Source organism: Chryseobacterium sp. AG844 (assembly GCF_003182335.1).
Taxonomy (GTDB): domain Bacteria; phylum Bacteroidota; class Bacteroidia; order Flavobacteriales; family Weeksellaceae; genus Chryseobacterium; species Chryseobacterium cupriresistens.
This window is the reverse complement of record NZ_QGTV01000002.1, coordinates 113,941-130,048: the sequence shown is the minus strand read 5'-3', so window position 1 is coordinate 130,048 and position 16,108 is coordinate 113,941. Positions and strand designations below refer to the sequence as shown.

At 37.9% G+C, this 16,108-nt stretch carries 13 protein-coding genes; 11 read left to right on the top strand and 2 right to left on the bottom strand.

The window, feature by feature from the left end:
- The first annotated feature begins 12 nt into the window (after positions 1 to 12).
- The 9 genes from DEU40_RS02665 (at position 13) to DEU40_RS02625 (ending at position 13,356) form a co-directional block, all read left to right on the top strand.
- A complete protein-coding gene (locus DEU40_RS02665; RefSeq protein WP_110008414.1) occupies positions 13 to 2,271 on the top strand; it encodes a lectin-like domain-containing protein in 2,259 nt (752 codons plus the stop codon).
- Positions 2,272 to 2,425: 154 nt separating this feature from the next.
- On the top strand, positions 2,426 to 4,684 hold the full coding sequence (locus DEU40_RS02660) for a gliding motility-associated C-terminal domain-containing protein (RefSeq protein ID WP_110008413.1): 2,259 nt from the start codon (positions 2,426 to 2,428) through the stop codon (positions 4,682 to 4,684).
- Between the two features lie 121 nt (positions 4,685 to 4,805).
- Positions 4,806 to 5,432 (top strand): NAD(P)H-dependent oxidoreductase, encoded by a 627-nt coding sequence (locus DEU40_RS02655; protein ID WP_110008412.1) that lies wholly within the window; start codon positions 4,806 to 4,808, stop codon positions 5,430 to 5,432.
- Positions 5,433 to 5,463: 31 nt separating this feature from the next.
- Positions 5,464 to 7,035 carry an L-aspartate oxidase gene (gene nadB / locus DEU40_RS02650; protein WP_110008411.1) on the top strand — a complete coding sequence of 524 codons (1,572 nt, stop codon included), beginning with the start codon at positions 5,464 to 5,466 and terminating at the stop codon, positions 7,033 to 7,035.
- Between the two features lie 13 nt (positions 7,036 to 7,048).
- Positions 7,049 to 7,909: a carboxylating nicotinate-nucleotide diphosphorylase gene (gene nadC, locus DEU40_RS02645; RefSeq protein ID WP_110008410.1), complete on the top strand. Its 861-nt coding sequence runs from the start codon at positions 7,049 to 7,051 to the stop codon at positions 7,907 to 7,909.
- A gap of 208 nt (positions 7,910 to 8,117) precedes the next feature.
- Positions 8,118 to 10,712, top strand: coding sequence for a TonB-dependent receptor (locus tag DEU40_RS02640; RefSeq protein ID WP_110008409.1), 2,595 nt, complete (start codon positions 8,118 to 8,120; stop codon positions 10,710 to 10,712).
- An 86-nt stretch (positions 10,713 to 10,798) separates the two neighbouring features.
- Positions 10,799 to 11,230: a hypothetical protein gene (locus DEU40_RS02635; RefSeq protein ID WP_110008408.1), complete on the top strand. Its 432-nt coding sequence runs from the start codon at positions 10,799 to 10,801 to the stop codon at positions 11,228 to 11,230.
- 67 nt (positions 11,231 to 11,297) lie between these two features.
- On the top strand, positions 11,298 to 12,290 hold the full coding sequence (locus DEU40_RS02630; protein ID WP_110008407.1) for an aspartate-semialdehyde dehydrogenase: 993 nt from the start codon (positions 11,298 to 11,300) through the stop codon (positions 12,288 to 12,290).
- A 58-nt stretch (positions 12,291 to 12,348) separates the two neighbouring features.
- Positions 12,349 to 13,356, top strand: coding sequence for a cation diffusion facilitator family transporter (locus tag DEU40_RS02625; protein WP_110008406.1), 1,008 nt, complete (start codon positions 12,349 to 12,351; stop codon positions 13,354 to 13,356).
- A gap of 8 nt (positions 13,357 to 13,364) precedes the next feature.
- Here DEU40_RS02625 and DEU40_RS02620 read toward each other — a convergent pair whose 3' ends face one another.
- Positions 13,365 to 13,811, bottom strand: a complete 447-nt coding sequence (locus DEU40_RS02620) for an exosortase F system-associated membrane protein (protein WP_110008405.1) — start codon at positions 13,809 to 13,811, stop codon at positions 13,365 to 13,367.
- Entirely contained in the window at positions 13,798 to 14,328 is a 531-nt protein-coding gene (xrtF, locus tag DEU40_RS02615) for an exosortase family protein XrtF (protein WP_110008404.1), read from the bottom strand. The genes DEU40_RS02620 and xrtF overlap by 14 nt, the downstream gene beginning before the upstream one ends.
- A gap of 227 nt (positions 14,329 to 14,555) precedes the next feature.
- Here xrtF and DEU40_RS02610 point away from each other — a divergent pair, with 227 nt between their 5' ends.
- On the top strand, positions 14,556 to 15,575 hold the full coding sequence (locus tag DEU40_RS02610) for an aminoglycoside phosphotransferase family protein (protein WP_110008403.1): 1,020 nt from the start codon (positions 14,556 to 14,558) through the stop codon (positions 15,573 to 15,575).
- Positions 15,576 to 15,682: 107 nt separating this feature from the next.
- Positions 15,683 to 16,099, top strand: a complete 417-nt coding sequence (locus tag DEU40_RS02605) for an RNase adapter RapZ (RefSeq protein WP_110008402.1) — start codon at positions 15,683 to 15,685, stop codon at positions 16,097 to 16,099.
- Positions 16,100 to 16,108 lie beyond the last annotated feature (9 nt).

Genomic DNA, 16,108 nt, shown 5'->3' with positions numbered 1-16,108 from the left:
GTCCCATTATAAATGAATAAAAATCTATTATTGTATTTATCTGTTTTTTTACTCTGTATAGCCGGGAAGTCCTTTGCCCAGACTTACCAGCTTATCGGAAACCCGGTAACAACTACCGGATGGACCATGGTTTCTCCCACCCAGGTAAACACAGATTTTATTCAGCTTACACCGGATACCAACAACCAGTCCGGTTCTATCAGGCTGAATGACCCCATCAATTTAAAATATTGCGACAAATGGAGAGTGGAATTTGACTTCAGAATGGATTCCAACCAAATCTCCAACGGTGATGGAATTGCCTTCTGGTATCTCGCTAACCCTCCTGTTGCCAGCGTATTAGGATCCGGACTTGGCGTATCTCAAAATGCAGTGGGTCTTGTGGTAGGGCTTGACACTTACAACAATACCACAACTGCTACCATGAGCAAGGTTCACGTGGCTTACGGGCAGGTTCAAAATACAACAGACACCAATAACGTTGAGTTCTTTAATGTTCCCGGAAGTTCATTCCATTCACCGGATCTGAATACTACACAACCGTTTCAGGGAACCACTTTTAAACATGTGGAAGTGACAGCACAGGTAGATCCCGCAGCTCCTACCAGCTGGATCATAAAGATAACAATAGACGGTAACGTAATTTGTAATCAGTCTTTTGCGCCTTCAGGCACTGCTGCTGCAATGACAGTAGGATATTTTGGCTTTTCAGCATCTACAGGAGGAGCAAGATCAAGACATTCCATTAAAAATGTAAAAATTTATACGGATAAAGTTCCTATTTTACAGGATTCAGCAACACAGTCATTCTGCCCTAACCCTACAACCGGATATGGATCTGTAAACCTTACTACTTTCAACTCACAATTTGTCAGCAATCCTTCCAATTATACGTTTACCTATTACCCACTGGGCAGCTCTACACCAATTGCCAATCCTGCCAATTACCAGTTCAATGCCAACACAACGGTTACAGTGGTTATTAAAGATAATGCAGGACTGCTTTGTGATAACCCGGATGGCAAAATTTTATTGGTTCTTGCTCCTTTCAAAGCGGAAGACAAAACGATTACGGTATGTAACAATAACAAAGCAGGAACAGCCACTTTCAACCTGAATACAGCAAATGTTACAGGTGTTCCCGGTGCTGTTAAAAAATACTACAAAACGTTAGCAGATCTTAATGCAGATACGAATGAAATTCAAAATCCCGGCAACTACTTCTCTGCTCCCGGAGAAGTATATGTAAAAGTAACAACCCCTCAGGGATGTACAGGTACAGCAAAAATCACACTGGCCTTTTACCCCGACACTCCTGTGCAGGAAGCTACCCTAAGATCATGTTTTATTGAAAATATCATTACCAGTGCTATTTTTAATCTCACTACCGCAGATGTTACTAGTTTAGGTACTGGTGCTGCCAAAAAATATTACACCTCTATAGCGAATGCTCTGGACGGAGTCAATGAAATCATGAATCCTCTTCAGTATTTATCGACAACTACCGCAGTGTATGCAAAAGTAACCGATGCCAACGGCTGTTTTAATATTGCTAAAATCAATCTTATTGTATTACCTCCTGTAACGTCTTCTGTCCTGAAAGACAAAACCATCTGTATCGGAGAAAAAACAGATCTGGATGCAGGACCTGGATTTGACGGCTATGAATGGAGTACCGGAGCAACAACTTCATCGATTAAAGATGTGGGCGTGGGAACTTACTGGGTAAAATTGAAAACCGGCAACTGCATCACTACGCAGACTGTTAATGTAAAAGCATCTGCAAATCCTGTGATTTCCAGCATCGATATTGACAACAACACCATAACAGTAAATGCAGCAGGAGGAACACCTCCATATCAGTTTTCTCTGGATGGAGTGAACTGGCAGCCTGGCAATATATTCACAGGTTTAGCAAGAGGCGAAGTAAGAGTGTATGTAAAAGATTTTTACAACTGCACCCCTGTTGAAGTTCAGATTACCGTTCCTAACCTGATTAACGCTATCACTCCAAACGGGGACAACGTAAATGATGTTATTGACTATTCAGCGCTGGCTTACAAAAAGAATCTTGTATTCATCGTTTACGACCGATATGGCAATAAATTGTATGAAGCCGGAAAAATGAGAAATTTCACCTGGGACGGCACAGCTTCCGGTAAAAAGGTTCTTACAGGAACTTACTGGTACACCATTTCATGGAACGAAAACAATAAAGACAATACCGAAACAAAATACTCAGGCTGGGTATTGGTTAAAAACAGAGAATAAAATTACTATCAGAAACTACCTCATTTGGGGTAGTTTCAGTATTAAAAAACAGGATTTGCCCAACCAGATTGAGGCCGGACAATGCTTATCATCAATAATGTAAACACCAAAACAATTTTATATCAAAAAACAATAACATCATAATCCATCCACTATGAAAAAAGATATACTCATTTTTTTACTGACTATCTTATTATGCCTGCCGGGAAGATTTCTTTCGCAAACCTATCAACTTACCGGAAACCCTGTAAATACAACGGGCTGGGATCTTGTCTCTGATGCTGTAGTAAGCGGAGACTTTGTAAGACTGACAACCGATCAGACCAGCAGATATGGGGCTGTAAAATTATCCACTCCTATCACTCTGAGCTATTGTGATAAGTGGAAAGTGGAATTCGATTTCAGAATTGACGGAAACGGAACCACTCAGTTTGGAAAAGGAGACGGTTTTACCTTCTGGTATCTTGCTAATCCACCAACAGGTTTTGTATCAGGAGGAGGTCTGGGAATTCCGGCCAATGCTTCCGGGCTCATGGTTGGTTTTGATATCTTCAACAATACCACTGAAGGCCAGATGAGTAAAGTTCACATTCTTTATGGCACCAATAATACAGCCGGTAACAATATTGAGTTCAACACGACTCCGGGAAGTACTTTTCACTCTCCGGATCTTATTGCCACCAATCCGTTTGTAGGAGACGCTTACAGACATGTTGAGGTAAATGGAGAAACAGATCTTACCAACCCTACAAACTGGATTATCAAAGTGAGAATAAACGGTGTTCTTATTGTAGATCAGTCTTTTGCTCCTTCCGGAGGTGCCGTAGGAATGTCGCAGGGATATTTTGGTTTCTCTGCAGCAACCGGAGGGGCCAGTGCAAGACATTCTATTAAGAATGTTAAGGTATTTGTAGATAAAGTTCCTATCCTAAGCAATACCATAACTCCATTCGTTTGTACAAATCCCGCTACAGGAAATGGTACAGTAGACCTTACTTCTTATAATTCCCAATTTGTAAATAATCCCGGAAATTATATTTTCACATATTATGTATTGGGAAGCTCAACGCCTATCGCCAATCCATCAAGTTTTCAATATTCAGGAAATACGACGATCAAAGTGGTAGTCAAGGACCCTACTTCCACTCTCTGCGATAATGGCGACGGTGTTATCCAGCTTAATCCTACACCATTTGCAGCAACAGATGCCAGTCTGACCGGATGTAATAACAACAATGCAGGGACAGCAACATTTGATCTCAACACAGCTGCTGTAACAACTGTTGCCGGAGTTACCAAAGAATTCTATCCTACTTTATACGACCTGAATAACGGTACGAACCAGATAACAAATCCTTCTGCCTATGCTTCTGCAGCAGCAACAATATATGTAAAAGTAACGACTCCTCAGGGATGTGTGAGTACTTCTAAAATTACATTGAATATTTATCCTGTTGTGGTTGTGAATGATGTGGAAATAAAATCCTGCTTTATTGAGACCAACCCGTCTATGGCATCCTTTAATCTTACAGGAGCTGTCGTTTCTCAGGGCGGACTTACAAAAGAATACTATCCATCGCTGACAGATGCTATCAGTGGAACCAATGCAATATCTACTCCGGCAGCATACATTGCTCCTAACGGTGTAGTTTATATTAAAGTATTTAGTTCAAATGGATGTTATTCTATTGCTAAAGTTACATTAACTGTCATCCCTCCTGTTTATTCAAGAACTTTGCTAGACAAGACAATTTGTATAGAAAATACAACTACTTTAGATGCAGGAGCAGGTTTCAAAAGCTACGAATGGAGCACAGGAGCTACTACTCAATCTATCAAAAATGTAGGGGTAGGAACTTACTGGGTAAAACTTAAAACCGGAGATTGTGTTGTAACACAGAAAGTAACAGTATACCCTTCCGATAATCCGGTTATTACAACGGTTGACATTTCGGGAAGCACGGTAACAGTATATGCCAATGGCGGAACTCCTCCTTATCAGTATTCTATGGACAATATCAACTGGCAGGATTCCAATGTGTTTACCAATATTGCCAGAGGAGAAGCTAAAGTATATGTAAGGGACGGTTATAATTGCGTTCCTGTTGAAGTCAATATTACAGTACCTAACCTTATCAATATCATTACACCTAACGATGACGGTAAGAATGATTTTATAGATTATTCAGCTTTGGCCAATAAACAAAACCTGGAAATAGCCATCTTCGACAGGTATGGTTACAAAATGTTCCAGGCCGATAAAACTAACGGTTACAAATGGGCAGGAACTACCAATGGAAGTAAAAAAGTTCCTACAGGAAACTATTGGTATTCTGTTTCATGGAATGAAAATAATAAAAACAGTACTCCGATAAAATTCTCAGGCTGGATTGTTGTAAAAAACAGAGAATAATTACACTTTCCGACACATCAAAAGAATCACCCCGCCGGCCGGGGTGATTTTTTGTATTAACAAGAAGGAGATATTTCATTTTAAAGACTCTTTATTCATATTCAATGCTTAAATTTGTCCTATGAATTATTTGGAAGCTTTAAGCAGAAGATATTCTGTGAAAAAATTCAATCATCAGATTATTCCTCAGGAAACCCTTCACAACATTCTTGAGTCAGGGAAGCTGTCTGCCAGTTCGCTGGGACTTCAGCCTTATAAAATTGTGATTGTTGAAAGCGAGGAGATGAAACAGAAATTAATTCCCGCTTTTTATAATCCATCTCAGATTTCCACCTGTTCTCATCTTATTGTTATTATCTCAAAAAAGATCATAGAAGAGAACTATATCCGGGGCTATTTTAATCATATTTCTGAAGTAAGGGATACTCCAATGGAAAAACTTGATCCTTTCAGAAACAGCATTAATCAGCATATTAACCAGAAAACACATGATGAAATTTTCAACTGGGCAGAAAAACAGTCTTATATAGTATTGGCCAATCTTATGTATGCCGCAGCTATTGAAAATATTGACTCCTGTCCTATGGAAGGTTTCCGCCAGGATCTTATAGAAGATATTCTGAAGGTCAATCCTGAAACAGAAAAAGTAACCGTTACCCTCGCTTTAGGTTACCGCTCCGAAGAAGATCACTTCCAGCACATGAAAAAAGTAAGAAAACCAAACGAAAAATTGTTTAAATTTATTTAATATTTTAAACGATTGTACCTAAAGCCAGCATATGATAAAAGCGGATGTATTAGTAATCGGTTCCGGCATTTCCGGACTTTCCTATGCCATTAAAGTTTCCGAACAGCACCCTGATGCCAAAATCATTATTGTAACCAAGTCTGATGAAGACGAAAGCAATACCAAGTATGCACAAGGCGGTCTCGCCGTCGTTACAGATTTTCAGAATGACAATTTCCAAAAACACATAGACGATACCATGCGTGCCGGCGACGGAGAAAACAAACGTGACGTCGTAGAAATGGTAGTAAGAGAAGCTCCTGCGAGATTCAATGAAATTGTAGAATGGGGAGCACAGTTCGACATGAAGAACGGTAAATTTGCTTTAGGGAGAGAAGGAGGCCATACTGAAAACAGGATCGTACATCATAAAGATATTACAGGTTTTGAAATCGAAAGAGCTTTATTGGAAACGGCCAATAACAGCCCGAATATCGAAATCCTGGATCATCATTACGTTATTGATATCATTACACAGCACCATGTTCCCGGAAAGGAACTTAATGAAGGAGACATCCACTGCTACGGTGCTTACATTCTGGATGAGAAATCCAAAACCATCAAAAAAATTACTTCTAAAATAACGCTTGCTGCCACAGGAGGCGCAGGACATGTTTACAAAAACACCACCAATCCTACGATTGCAACAGGGGACGGAATTGCTTTTGTTGCCCGTGCCAAAGGAAAGGTTTCCAATATGCAGTATTACCAGTTTCACCCGACAGCTCTGTACAGCAAAATGGATGGAATGTTGTTTTTGATTTCAGAAGCCGTTCGTGGAGACGGAGCAAAATTAAGAACCAAAAGGGGCGAAAAATTCATGCATAAATATGATGAACGTGAAGAATTAGCCTCAAGAGATATCGTTGCAAGAGCCATTGACGCCGAAATGAAAATTACCGGAGACGAATTTGTCGGCTTGGATTGCAAGGAAATGAACCATGAAAAATTCCTGGAACATTTCCCGAATATTTATAAAAAATGTAAAGATGAAGGAATTGATCCTTTCACTCAGCTGATTCCTGTTGTACCTGCCTGCCACTATTTAATGGGAGGTATCGAAGTAGACAGAGACGGACAATCCTCCATCAGAAATCTTTTTGCTGTGGGTGAATGTACCAACTCAGGACTACACGGTGCCAACAGGCTTGCTTCAAACTCTCTTCTTGAAGGTTTGGTTTTCGGGCATAATGCCGCGATGAAAACAGTAGAGCTTCTGAATGAAAACAGTTTCAACTTTGAAGACCTGAAAGCCGTTCCGGAATGGAATGAAGAAGGAATGAAAATCATGGACGAAATGGTCATCGTAAGCTATCTCAGAAAGCAGCTTCAGGAAATGATGAGTGATCTGGTCGGAATCGTCAGAAGCAACAGACGTCTGAATATGGCACTGCAAAAGCATCAGGAAATTGCCGCCGCAGTTGATGAAATATACCACTACTCTATTCTTTCTCCACAATTATCGGAATTACGAAACCTTACAACCGTTGCCCATCTCATCATTACCCAATCCATGGAAATGACGGAGAATAAAGGAGCATTTTATAATAAAGACTTAGCCTAACAGAAATCACACAATGAAAAGACCAGCATACGTAACAGATAAAGCATTAAAGACATTTATAAAAAACGCTCTTGAAGAAGATATTCAGGATGGGGATCACTCTACCCTATCTACTATTCCACAGGATCTTGTACAAAGTGCTAAACTTTTGGTAAAACAGGACTGTATTCTTGCAGGCGTTGAGCTGGCAGAAATCATCTTTAAAACATTTGATAAGAATTTAAAAGTAGAGGTTTTCATTAAAGATGGAACTCCATGTAAATTCGGAGATGTAGCGCTTATAGTTACGGGAAGTGCAAGATCTATCCTTTCTACTGAAAGATTTGTGCTCAACTGCATGCAGAGAATGAGCGGTATCGCTACCCTTACCCATGAATGGGATTCTCGATTGGTAGGGACCAAAACTAAACTTTTAGATACAAGAAAAACGACTCCCAATTTCAGAATGTGTGAAAAATGGGCAGTGGCTATTGGCGGAGGAACCAATCACAGGTATGGTCTTTATGACATGATCATGCTGAAGGACAATCATATTGATTACAACGGAAGCATTACCAATGCAGTAGCAATGGCAAAGGATTACGTTAAAAAGAATAAGAAAAAGTTAAAAATAGAGGTTGAAACAAGAAATCTTGAAGAGGTACAGGAAGCTATCAATGCTAAAGTTGACAGAATCATGTTAGATAATATGGATGTAAAAACGATGAAGGAGGCTGTAAAAATGATCAACGGTTCTTGTGAATCTGAAGCATCAGGAGGAATTACCCGCGATATGCTGAAAGAAATTGCATCCACAGGTGTTACCTATATCTCTGTAGGAGCCCTAACCCACTCTGCTGAGAATATAGATTTGAGTCTCAAAGCAGTGAAATAGCGTTGAATTTTTAACAAAAACACCCCCGGTTTGTTAAAAATTCAATAACATGACTTTTTTCATACAAAAATTCAATTTTTAGCCACAATACTGATTTTTAACACTTTAACATTATTAAGACTGAGTAAAAATTAACATTGAGTTAATAATAGTTAAATTTAATTTTGCGAATTTTGCAGAAAATTAAATCTAATTATTACTAACGATTATGAAATTAATCAACAAATCGATACTAACTGCAGTAATTACTTTATCTACAGCTAGTGTTTATTACGCTCAACAAGTTCAGGACACAGTACAAAAGTCCAAAGATATTGACGAGGTAATCTTAAGAGGTGTTACGGATATCGCTAAAGATAGAAAAACACCTGTTGCTGCATCTACAATTAAAGCGGCACAACTTGCAGAAAGATTAGGTAACCAAGAATTACCTGAGATTTTGAACACTACTCCATCTGTTTACGCTACAAAATCCGGAGGTGGTTTTGGTGATGGAGGTCTTACAATCAGAGGTTTCGAATCAAGAAACATCGCTGTAATGGTAAACGGTATGCCAGTTAACGATATGGAGGGGGGTACTGTTTATTTCTCAAACTGGACCGGATTATCTGATGTAACAAGTACATTACAGGTTCAGAGAGGTTTAGGGTCTTCTAAATTAGCTATTGCTTCTGTAGGGGGAACAGTAAACTTCCTTACCCGTTCTGCTGATATGAAAAAAGGAGGGGTAATCAGATTAGGTGTTGGTAACAACGACTATTTAAAAACTTCATTTTCTTACAATACAGGAAAATCTAAAGATGGTGTTTCAGCATCATTCTTAATGAGCAGACAAGCCGGAGGTACTTATATTGAAAATACAGATTATGAATCTTATGCATATTTCTTTGCATTAGGTTATGAAATCAACAAAAAGCATAACTTACAGTTTACCATAACATCTGCTCCTCAGTGGCACGATCAACGAACTTTTGCTCCAACAATTCAAAATTATATCAACTATAATCCTGAATATGATGGAAAAAGTCCTTACAGAAGATATAACTCTGACTTCGGTTACTACACTGATGCTTCAGGAAATAAAGTTGCTTTAGCAAACAGATCTAACTATTACTCTAAACCAGTAATGATGTTAAACTGGGACTGGACAATGAGTGAAAAGTCTAAATTAAGTACTGTTTTATACATGTCTAACGGTAGAGGTGGTGGAACAGGTGATTTAGGTAAAGTAGGAGGAAAAGGAATGACTGATTTCTACGATACGGCTGGTCACTTTAACTACGATGCTATTTTCGCAGCTAACGCAGCTGTTAACTTAAATACTGCGGGTGCTGGAAGTACTTTAATTCGTAGATCAAGTATCAACTCTCACAACTGGTATGGTATCTTAGCAAACTTTCAACATAAAATCAATGACAACTGGAATTTCTCGATAGGAACAGATGACAGATATTATTATGGTTACCATTATCAGGTTATTAGTGATCTTTATGGAGCAGCAGGATATAAAGACAAGGCAAACCAAAATTTTGCTCCAAGAATCGTAAGCAATACTTATGATTATAAAAAACTTAGCTGGAATCCTTTTGGAGGTAAACTAGCTCCATCTGAAGACCAGATTGGATATAGCAATGACGGAGAAGTTCTTTGGTATAGTGGATTTGCACAGGTAGAATATACTAAAGACAATCTATCTGCATTCTTACAAGGTTCCGTATCTAATCAAGGTTACCAGAGAATTGATAACTTTGTAGTAGATGGAAGTACAGTGAAAGGTCAGACTGTAAACACGAAAACAGGATTTAAAAACCTTTTCGGATATAACATTAAAGGGGGAGCTAACTATAACATTAATGAACAACATAACGTTTTTGCTAACCTAGGATATTACAGCAAGCAACCTTTCCTTAACACAGTTTATCCAAGTAACCAACAACTTATTAATCCTTATCTGACTAACGAGAAAATTTCTTCTGCTGAAGTTGGATATGGATTCAGATCTGCAAAATTCACTGCAAATGTTAACGTATACAGAACACAGTGGAAAGACAGATGGTTGAGAAAAACAGGTCAGACCTTCACTTTAGCAGACGGTTCGACTACTACAGGTTACTCTGAAATCAATGGAATTACTGAAGTTCACCAAGGAGTAGAATTTGATGGAGTATACAGACCTAACCGTTTCTTGGAAGTTCAGGGGATGTTCTCTTGGGGAGATTACTATTATAAAGGAAATGCTAGTGTAGCTTCTTTCGATGATAACAACAATCCTGTTACTTTAGCTGGTTCAGCAGGTAACGAGCTATACCTAGATAAAGTAAAAGTAGGAGGTTCAAGCAATAACAGTATCCCTCAGATGACTGCATCATTAGGACTTACTGTAAAACCGGTAAAAGATCTTAATATCTTCGGAACATGGAGATATGTAGGTAAACTTTATTCTACTATTGATGCAGGAACATTTACTAACGTTTCTGCACAGGATAGAGGAGTATTGAAATTACCTGACTTCAACTTATTCGATGTAGGTTTCTCTTACAAAATCAGATTACAAAACGAAGCTCAGTACTTCACAATCGGAGCTAACGTTTACAACCTATTTGATACTGTATATATTTCTGATTCTGCTACAAGTGTATTTGCTGATGATAAACCAAAATATCTGGCTGATGGAAAAACACTTAATTCACAAAATCAGACTTACGAACAACTTGGTATGATGTACAAAGGTCTAGCAACTGGTAACCGTGCTTATTTCGGTTTCGGAACTACCTGGGCAGCAACATTATCATTCAACTTCTAATAATATCACAATATTAGATTTTCTCAATATCAATCCCGGCTTTGAGCCGGGATTTTTGTTATCTTTGTGTACAAAAAAATAGGATTATGGATTTTTACAACATTTTACTTAATGCCCACAAAGGATTCGGGTATCTTGAAATTCTTTTGGTAACATTATTTGTCATTGCACTTTTGGCTACCATGTTCGGTTTCAGTGGAAAAGTGAACAAATTTTTGAAGAAAACAACGCTTTTCACAATGATTTTCTTCCACGTTCAGTTTTTATTGGGAATCATTATGTTGATCACCACGTTCAGCAAAGGATTAAATATGGGAGAAGTAATGAAAAATTCGGCATTGAGATTCCAGTATATTGAACATCCATTCTCTATGCTTATTGCGGCAGTTTTGATGACGATTGTCAACAAAAAAGTAAAATCCAATGATACTATTTCTTTAGGAGTAGTAATTATGGGACTGATTGCAGTAGGTTTATTTGCATTTGCATTCCCTTGGACAAGAGTTTTCGGGGCTTAAAAAAGACAAAAAAATTATATGCGTTATAATTTATAAATAGTTTAATCTTAAATTTTTAATTAAATCAATGAAAGTAGCTGTAGTAGGTTCAACAGGAATGGTTGGACAAGTTATGCTTAAAGTTTTGGAGGAGAGAAACTTCCCTGTAACAGAATTAATCCCGGTAGCATCCGAAAGATCTGTAGGCAAGAAGGTGAAGTATAAACAGAAGGAATTTACCATCGTAAGCATGAAGGACGCTATAGCTGCCAAACCGGATATTGCAATCTTCTCTGCAGGTGGATCTACTTCGCTTGAATTCGCTCCTCTGTTTGCAGAAGCAGGAACAACAGTAATTGATAATTCTTCTGCCTGGAGAATGGATCCTGACAAAAAATTAGTCGTTCCTGAAATCAATGCTGATGTTTTAACAAAAGAAGATAAAATCATTGCAAATCCGAATTGTTCTACCATTCAGTTGGTAATGGTCCTTGGGCCATTGAACAAAAAATATGATTTAAAAAGAGTAATCGTTTCTACTTACCAGTCTGTAACAGGAACAGGTAAAGCTGCTGTAGACCAGTTAAACGGTGAAATCAGCGGAGATGAATCTACTGAAAAAGTATATCCTTATCAGATCTTCAAAAATGCATTACCACACTGTGATGTATTTGCTGATGATGATTACACAAAAGAAGAGATCAAACTGATGAAGGAGCCTAAGAAGATTTTAGGAGACGATACCTTTAATTTAACAGCAACTGCGGTAAGAGTTCCGGTTCAGGGAGGACATTCTGAAAGTGTAAACATTGAATTCGAAAATGAATTCGAACTGGATGAAGTAAGAAAAATCTTATCTGAAACTCCTGGTGTCATTGTAATGGATGATGTGAAAAACAACCACTACCCGATGCCGTTATATTCAGAAGGAAAAGACGAAGTTTTCGTTGGAAGAATCAGAAGGGATCTGTCTCAGCCTAAAACGCTCAACCTCTGGATCGTTGCAGACAATCTGAGGAAAGGAGCAGCAACCAACGCTGTACAAATCGCAGAATACCTTGTAGCAAACAACTTAGTATAAACTAACAAAATAAAAAAGAGTCTCAGAATTGAGATTCTTTTTTTTATCAAACACAATTATGAACACCCAGAAAAATGCCCATAAAGAGAAAATAGGATTTCAGAAGCTCATCGCTACGTTCGGAATCATCCTTTTTGTCGGAAAAATTATTGCATGGAAGCTAACCAATTCTGATGCTGTGTTTTCTGATGCTATGGAAAGTATCGTCAATGTCATCAGTGCATTCATGGGGCTCTATTCTCTCCATCTTGCAGCCAAACCTAAAGATGATGACCATCCGTATGGCCATGGAAAAGTAGAATTCGTAACTTCCGGTATTGAAGGAGCTTTGATTGCCATAGCCGGTGTTATGATCATCTATGAAGGTGTTCACAGTCTTATTGTAGGGAAAACGCTAAGCAAAATTGATCTTGGGATCTGGATTATTGCTGCCACAGCAGTTATTAATTATCTGCTGGGATATATCTCTATTAAAAAAGGAGAAAGAGAAAATTCTCTGGTTCTTATTTCATCCGGAAAGCATCTTCAGTCCGATACCATTACAACTCTCGGAGTAGTTGCCAGTTTAATTATTGTTTACTTCACCAAAATCTATTGGCTGGATTCTGTAGTAGCATTAAGTTTTGGACTTTACATCATATTTGTAGGCTATAAAATCGTTCGAAAATCTCTGAGTGGCATTATGGATGAGCAGGATCCTGAAATTCTCAATCAGATCATTAAAATCCTTGAAGAAAACAGACATGTTGAATGGATTGATATACACAATATGAAAATACAGCAATTCGGGTCTTCCCTGCATATTGATGCTCATATTACCCTGCCGTGGTATTATGACCTTCGTGATGCTCATGATGAAATGGAAAAAGTCATTATTCTCCTTGCCAAAAACATTAAGCGTACGATTGAATTCAATTTTCATATGGACGACTGTAAACCGATTTCATGCCCGGTATGCCAGATCAAGAACTGTACTGTCCGCGAAAAAGATTTCGTCAAACGTGTAGAATGGACTCCGGAAAATGTAACGAGTGTAGATAAACACACAATTATTGAGGAAGAATAAAATTCAGATTAGCTTTTCCTGCTTTCTTTAATGATCATCTGCTTTCTGTAATAAAACATCGGAACAATCAGCAGTATAATTAATGGCTGAATCACGAATCTCCTCATATAAAAGGAAAAAAGATATCCTATTTCAAATTTACTATGAATGCAATACAGATAAATCGGTAATGTAATGACAAAGACGACAATCATCATCACTGCTCCCTGTATTGTCCAGTCTTTATTTCTGAATAAACCGTAAATAATCAGACAGGAAAAAAAAAGATTTAAAATAAATCTGAAAACATGACCAGCAATCAGTCTTCCCCATTCGAAGGCAGGGAATTCAATATGTTTATTGGCTTCGTGAAAGTAGTCTAAAAAAGGGTCATAAAAAAGAGTTCCTTCCAAAGCTCTTACTCCTATCAATCCGCATACGCCAGCGATCACCAGAAACCAGCTAAGAATTTTCATGTTTTAAGGCAAAAAATTTAATCCAGATCAGCCAAAGGACAACTACACTTCCATAAATAATAGCAGGAAAAATAAAATCGTGAAACATCTTTCCATATTCCTTATGGTCGGACATCACGATATTTAACCCTACTATTCTCAAAAGGTTTATCATGTATAATAACACTAGTCCTGCTCCCACAAAAACAAAAGTTTTCATTCCCTTATAAAAGGCAAAAACAAAAGATACAAATAAAATGATAACAGAAACGGCATTGCACCCTTCCACCATTCTCGTCACATAATTCTGTTTAACATAAAACCAAACCTGTTCGTTCTTTACATCGTCATAAAGTTCTGTAGGATAACCTATCGCGTTCTGCAGAGAAGTTACCTGATTGGCAATCATTCTTGAAAAAGAATCCAATCCGGAGTCTTTCCCACTATTCAGATAAAACTGATAGGCAAAAAGCAACACCAGGTAGATAACAATAAAACGCAATAAAATACCTAAAACAGGTTTAAAGTCTTTCAGCATACTGCAAAGATAAAAATTAGCCTGTAATATCCTGAATTTGAATAAAGAAAGTTAAAAACCAAAAGTAAAAAACAACAGATTTGACCTATAAGGCTTAAAATTTTTCTTAAAAACATTGAATAAAATCAAAATTCTACACCACCATTCTCATGCTCTTCCACCTTCTTAATCACTTCTTTACACTATAATTTCCAACTCACGTTAATTTAGTATATTTGTTCCATATTATGACTTCTGAAAACGCAAAACGATTTTTTGAAAACCATGTAGGTAAAAAATCTTCCGAATTCGTCACATTAGCTCAAAGCGGCTCCGCGAGGGTCAATTTTCTGGCCGCTGCCGGTACCGAGAAATACATTATCACGTACAATGAAAACATTCCGGAAAATGAAAGTTTTCTTTACTATTCCCGGGTATTCTCAGATCTTAGCCTTAATACTCCTTCCATCCTTGCTGTTTCAGAGGACAGAAAGATGTATATCCAGGAATTTTTGGGGCAGCAAACCCTTTCTGAGGTGATTGCAAAAGAACACTTGTCTCCCACTGTAAAATCTTTGGTTAAGCAGACCTTAGAAAAGCTTTACCAACTGCAGATGCAGACGCAAGGTAAAATCGACTTTTCCAGGACCTTTGAATATGAAAATTATGATGAGCTTCCTGTGATTCATGATTTGTATTACTTTAAAAATTTTGTCGCCGATTTTCTGGAGCTTGAATACAACAAGTCGACTCTCCTTAAAGAGTTCAAAAAAATTGCTGTACTTATTGAAAATCTTGAACCTAAAGGAATTATGATCCGCGATTTTCAGGCAAGAAATATCATGGTGAATGAAAGAAATGAGGTCTCTTTCATCGATTACCAATCGGCAATGAAAGGACCATTAATGTATGATGTCATTTCTTTTCTTTTTCAGGCTAAGGCTAATTTCCCGGAAGATTTTAAACTGGAAATGCTGGATTATTATATTGAGCAGTTTGAAAATCCCGAAACAAAGGTTCAGTTAAGAAATGCAGTGATGCCTGTTCAAATGATGCGATTTCTGCAAGTTTTGGGAGCCTACGGATTCAGGGGGCTGATACAGAGAAAACAACATTTCATGGCCAGCCTGGAGCAAGGAATTCAGAATATTACCCAATTTGCAGACTCATGGGAAGAAATGAAAAATTACCCCGAACTGCAGAAAGTAATTCAGCAACTGACATCAGAGAAGGCAAAGCAAAAAATTGAAGAAATAATAAATAAGTAAGTCTTCGGCTCCGCTCAGACTGACAGATCGAAATATCTGAGCAAATACGAAGCAATTTTAAGATAACTAAATAAGCCTTAATGGTTTAAAAATTTAAAAGAAAGAATATGCTACACATTGAGATACACAGTTTTTCATACAAAAAAGGAGGAATCCCTAAAGACAACTCAGGAAATGGCGGAGGGTTCGCTTTCGACTGCCGTGGAATTTTAAATCCGGGAAGAGTTGAAGAATATAAAATCCAGACCGGAAATGACATAGGAGTTCAGGAATATCTGGAAACAAAAACGGAAATGCCAAAGTTTTTAGAACTGGTAAAATCTCTCGTTTCCATCAATATTGATAATTATTTGGAAAGAGGCTTTGAGCATCTGCAGATTAATTTCGGATGCACTGGCGGACAGCACAGATCAGTATATTGTGCTATAAAAATTGCAGAATTTATCAAAGAAAAATATCCTGAAGGTACTGAGGTCACCCTTCAACACGATGAACAACCGCAACTGAATATTAGTAATCAGTAAAGAGTAATA

Excerpts from the sequence above, each read along its gene's own strand:
- DEU40_RS02635 (WP_110008408.1), top strand. The coding sequence starts at position 10,799 with ATGGATTTTTACAACATTTTACTTAATGCCCACAAAGGATTCGGGTAT.
- DEU40_RS02610 (WP_110008403.1), top strand. The coding sequence starts at position 14,556 with ATGACTTCTGAAAACGCAAAACGATTTTTTGAAAACCATGTAGGTAAA.
- DEU40_RS02630 (WP_110008407.1), top strand. The coding sequence starts at position 11,298 with ATGAAAGTAGCTGTAGTAGGTTCAACAGGAATGGTTGGACAAGTTATG.
- DEU40_RS02665 (WP_110008414.1), top strand. The coding sequence starts at position 13 with ATGAATAAAAATCTATTATTGTATTTATCTGTTTTTTTACTCTGTATA.
- xrtF (WP_110008404.1), bottom strand. The coding sequence starts at position 14,328 with ATGCTGAAAGACTTTAAACCTGTTTTAGGTATTTTATTGCGTTTTATT.
- nadB (WP_110008411.1), top strand. The coding sequence starts at position 5,464 with ATGATAAAAGCGGATGTATTAGTAATCGGTTCCGGCATTTCCGGACTT.
- DEU40_RS02640 (WP_110008409.1), top strand. The coding sequence starts at position 8,118 with ATGAAATTAATCAACAAATCGATACTAACTGCAGTAATTACTTTATCT.
- nadC (WP_110008410.1), top strand. The coding sequence starts at position 7,049 with ATGAAAAGACCAGCATACGTAACAGATAAAGCATTAAAGACATTTATA.
- DEU40_RS02625 (WP_110008406.1), top strand. The coding sequence starts at position 12,349 with ATGAACACCCAGAAAAATGCCCATAAAGAGAAAATAGGATTTCAGAAG.
- DEU40_RS02655 (WP_110008412.1), top strand. The coding sequence starts at position 4,806 with ATGAATTATTTGGAAGCTTTAAGCAGAAGATATTCTGTGAAAAAATTC.
- DEU40_RS02660 (WP_110008413.1), top strand. The coding sequence starts at position 2,426 with ATGAAAAAAGATATACTCATTTTTTTACTGACTATCTTATTATGCCTG.
- DEU40_RS02620 (WP_110008405.1), bottom strand. The coding sequence starts at position 13,811 with ATGAAAATTCTTAGCTGGTTTCTGGTGATCGCTGGCGTATGCGGATTG.
- DEU40_RS02605 (WP_110008402.1), top strand. The coding sequence starts at position 15,683 with ATGCTACACATTGAGATACACAGTTTTTCATACAAAAAAGGAGGAATC.